Raw genomic sequence first — 3,455 nt, 5'->3', positions numbered from 1 at the left:
GCCGGGGGGGGTGGGACGGGGGGGGTGCCGGCGGCGGCCTGGCGCGCGGGATAAACGGCGCGGTCTATTTGGTGCCCGGGGGGGTTGCTCTGGGACCGCTCCTGGTACGCGATCGCGAGGTTGTTCAGGTACATTGCCCGGCCCGGGTGGTCGGCCGGTGTGGCGGCCACGGCCTGTTCGTGATGCGCCAGTGACTGGTTCAGGTCGTCCAGGCTGCCGTTGTGCCCGAACCGTTGCTGGAATGCAGTGCCGAGGTTGTTCAGGCGCATCGCACGGTCCGGATGGTCGTCCGGCGTGGCGGCCACCGCGCGTCGCCCGGCGTCGATGGCCGCATCCATGTCGGACGCCTCCCCGGTGCGGGCGAACCTGGACCAGTAGGCGAGGCAGAGGTTCGACAGGTGGTGTGCGACATCCGGGTGGTCGGTGGGCGTGGCGACCACGGCCTGTTCGTGATGTGTGACGGCCCGGTCCAGATCGGCCACGTCTCCCAGCCGATCGAATCGCCCCCGCAGGGCCGCCGCAAGGTTGTTCAGGGCGGTCGCGCGGAGTGGGTGATCGGCGGGCACGGCGGCGACCGCTCCTTGAAGGCTCTCGACCGCCCGATGCATGTCGACGGGGTTTCCGTTCCGGTCGAATCGCGCGAGGTATGCGGCACCGAGGTTGGACAGGCGGGGCCCATGATCCGGGTGGCCGGTGGGCGTGGCGGCGACGGCCTGTTCGTGATGTGTGACGGCCGTGTCCAGATCGGCCACGTCCCCCAGCCGATCGAACCGAGCCCCGTACGCGAGACCGAGGTTGGACCGGAACGTTGCGAACCGGCGGTGACCACGGGGCGTCGCGGCGACCGCACGACCGAGGCGGTCGATGATCCGGTCCAGGTCCGCCACATCCCCCAGCCGATCGAACCGCGCCCGATACGCGATGCCGAGGTTGGACAGGCGGGCGGCGAGGTCGGGAGCGTCGTCCGGGGTGGCGGCCACCGCGTGTTCGAGCTGGTCGATGGCCCGGTTCAGGTCGGTTAGGCTCCCGGTCCGCCGGAACCGGTCGAGGTAGGCGACGGCGAGGTTGGACAAGGCATTCACTCGGTTCGGGTCGCCGGTGTCGGCGGCGACCGCCTGCTCCCCCGTGTCGATGGCACGGTCGAGGTCCGCCGGATGGCCGGCCCGTTCGAAGCGCGCCCAGTGGGCGGTACCGAGGGTGCTAAGGATTGTCGACCGGTTGGGGGAATGGGCGGGGGTGGCGGCCATCGCGCGCTCACCTGTGGCGATGGCGAGGTCCAGGTCCGCGACCTGCCCGGTCTCCTGGAACCGCAGCAGGTAACCCGCGGCGAGATTGGACAGGTATGTCGCCGTGTTCGGGCCGGTGCCGGTCGCGACTACCGCCTGCTGCGCAAGCTGGATGGCCCAGTCCAGGTCGTTCGGGCGCCCGACCCCCTGGAACCGCAGGAGGTGGGCTGCACTGACGTTGGACAGGATCAGCGCGGTGTTCGGGTCGCCGTCCTGGATGGCGGCGACGGCCTGCCGCCCGATGTCGACCGCCCGGTCGGCGTCGTGCACTTGTCCCGTCAGCGCGTACCGCACGCGGTGGGCTTCGGCGATGTTGTGCAGGCGGGTGGCGCGGTGCGGGTGGTGCTCCGGTGTCATGGCGACGACGCCCTGGAACAAGGCGACACAGGTCCCCATCAGGACCGTGTCACCGGACCGGATGGCCTGGTCCAACAGGTCGACCGCTTGCTGGTTCAGGAGATCCGGATCGGGCCGGTGGTCGGAGGACATCGCCCGTGAGACTATCGGCCGACCGAGGGAAGGGGGAGCGGGTGGACGCCGAACGATCGGCCCTGACCACGCTGTGCCAGGAGTTCGACGCGCTGATCGGCGAGACCAGGCTCCACTCCACGGAACGTCAGGAACTGCTGGAACGGATCGTGGTCGAGGCGCGGGCCCGGCGCCCGTTGCTCACCCTGCTGGGCCAGTTGCTCAACACCGATCGTGAGACCACCCTGCGGACGCTCGCGACGGGACTGCCGGGAGCCGGGCCGGGCACCGCCCGTCAGGAGACCTTCCGCTGCCCCGACGGCGCCTGCGACCGGACGGCGGTACCACTCCCTGCGGGGGCGATCCCACACTGCGCCGTCTTGGGCCGGCTCATGGAGCGGAGGTAGCGCAAGTGGGTGGTTTCTTCGAGCAGTTGGCCAAGACCTTGGCCGATCGGTGGATCAGCCTGCTCGTACTGCCCGGTGCGTTCTTCCTGGGCACGATATGGCTGTCCGTCAGGCTTGGCCATGCAGAGGCGTGGAACGTCCCGCTGTTGACCCGGCGGACCGAGGACGCCGCCGTCACGGTCGCGGACCTGCCAGCCGGAGCACAGGCACTACTCGTCGCAGTCGTGCTGGCGGCCGCCGCTGGTGTGGGCTTCGTCGTGCAGGCGATGGCCGGAGTCACCCGGTGCGTCTGGCTGGGGCAATGGCCCCGCCTTCTCGGCCCGGTCGCGCTGACGCGGACGGCGCGCCGGCGTGCGCGGTGGCACAGGCTCGTCGAGGAGCGCCGGACGCTCGAACGCGTAAGCCCGGGCACACGCACCCGCGAGCAGCAGGACCTCATCGACACGGTGGCCGACCGCCTCACCCGGCTGGCCATGGCTGAACCGGGCAGGCCGACCTGGATGGGCGACCGGATCCACGCGGTGGAGTCGATCGCGTACCACCGCTACGGACTCGACCTGACCTACGGCTGGGCGAGGCTCTGGCTGGTTCTCCCCGACCCCGCACGTGCCGAACTCATCGCCGCGCACTCGGCGTTCGCCGCCGCGGTCGCCACTGGGACCTGGGCCGTGCCCTACCTTCTGCTCACCGTGGTGTGGTGGCCTGCTGTGCTGGTCGCCGCGGGCATCGGCCTCACTGGCTGGGTCCGCGCCCGCACCGCCGTAGCCGATTTCACTACCCTGACCGAGGCCGTCCTCGACCTGCACGGCCGTACGCTGGCGGCCGCCCTGGGGGTCGGCGATCCCACGGAGGAGACCGGTCCGCTCACGATCGGCGAGGGCGAGCGCATCACCGACCTCGTGCGGAAGGGCCGCTAGTGTCCAGCGCCAGTAGTTGATCGTTAGTAGTTGTGGCACTTCTGCTGCTGGTGAGTCAGTACCTCGTCGGGGCCCGAAGTCTGAACGGTTGCTGCTGACGGTGACGAGTGGGCGGTGTTGGAGCGGTGGACGCGTCGGGCGACATCGACCCAGGCGCTGGCCCTGCGGGCGCGGATCGTGCCGGCGTGTGCGGGGCCGGGGGTGCCGCCGATTGTCGCGGTCGCCCGGGATCTGCGTGTGAGTGCGGCCACCCTCCGCAAGTGGCGGCGGCGCTTCCTCGCCGAGCGGCTGGACGGGGGGGGGGCGCGCGCGCGGCGGGGGCGGGGGGGGGGGTAGGTGGTGGTGGACACCCGCGAACCGCTCGCGCGGAAAGACCA

Annotated in this window: 4 protein-coding genes; 3 read left to right on the top strand and 1 reads right to left on the bottom strand. The window is 71.0% G+C overall.

Going from position 1 to position 3,455, the window contains the following annotated elements:
• Positions 1-1,775, bottom strand: a 1,775-nt coding sequence (locus tag ACFW2E_RS12485) for a tetratricopeptide repeat protein (protein WP_384465493.1), incomplete at its 3' end; no start/stop codon positions are given.
• Positions 1,776-1,816: 41 nt separating this feature from the next.
• Between ACFW2E_RS12485 and ACFW2E_RS12480 the strand changes: the two genes are divergently transcribed.
• The 3 genes from ACFW2E_RS12480 to ACFW2E_RS12470 all read left to right on the top strand — a co-directional run bounded on the left by ACFW2E_RS12480 (position 1,817) and on the right by ACFW2E_RS12470 (position 3,414).
• The gene (locus ACFW2E_RS12480) at positions 1,817-2,161 is read left to right on the top strand and encodes a hypothetical protein (RefSeq protein WP_384465490.1); all 345 of its coding nucleotides are present in this window, start codon (positions 1,817-1,819) and stop codon (positions 2,159-2,161) included.
• Between the two features lie 5 nt (positions 2,162-2,166).
• Complete coding sequence (locus ACFW2E_RS12475) at positions 2,167-3,078, top strand: hypothetical protein (protein WP_384465487.1); 912 nt, start codon at positions 2,167-2,169, stop codon at positions 3,076-3,078.
• A gap of 114 nt (positions 3,079-3,192) precedes the next feature.
• On the top strand, positions 3,193-3,414 hold the full coding sequence (locus tag ACFW2E_RS12470; RefSeq protein WP_384465484.1) for a helix-turn-helix domain-containing protein: 222 nt from the start codon (positions 3,193-3,195) through the stop codon (positions 3,412-3,414).
• Positions 3,415-3,455: the final 41 nt, after the last annotated feature.

It is taken from the genome of Streptomyces sp. NPDC058964 (assembly GCF_042741275.1).
Classification (GTDB): domain Bacteria; phylum Actinomycetota; class Actinomycetes; order Streptomycetales; family Streptomycetaceae; genus Streptomyces.
This window is presented reverse-complemented; position numbering and strand designations above follow the sequence as displayed.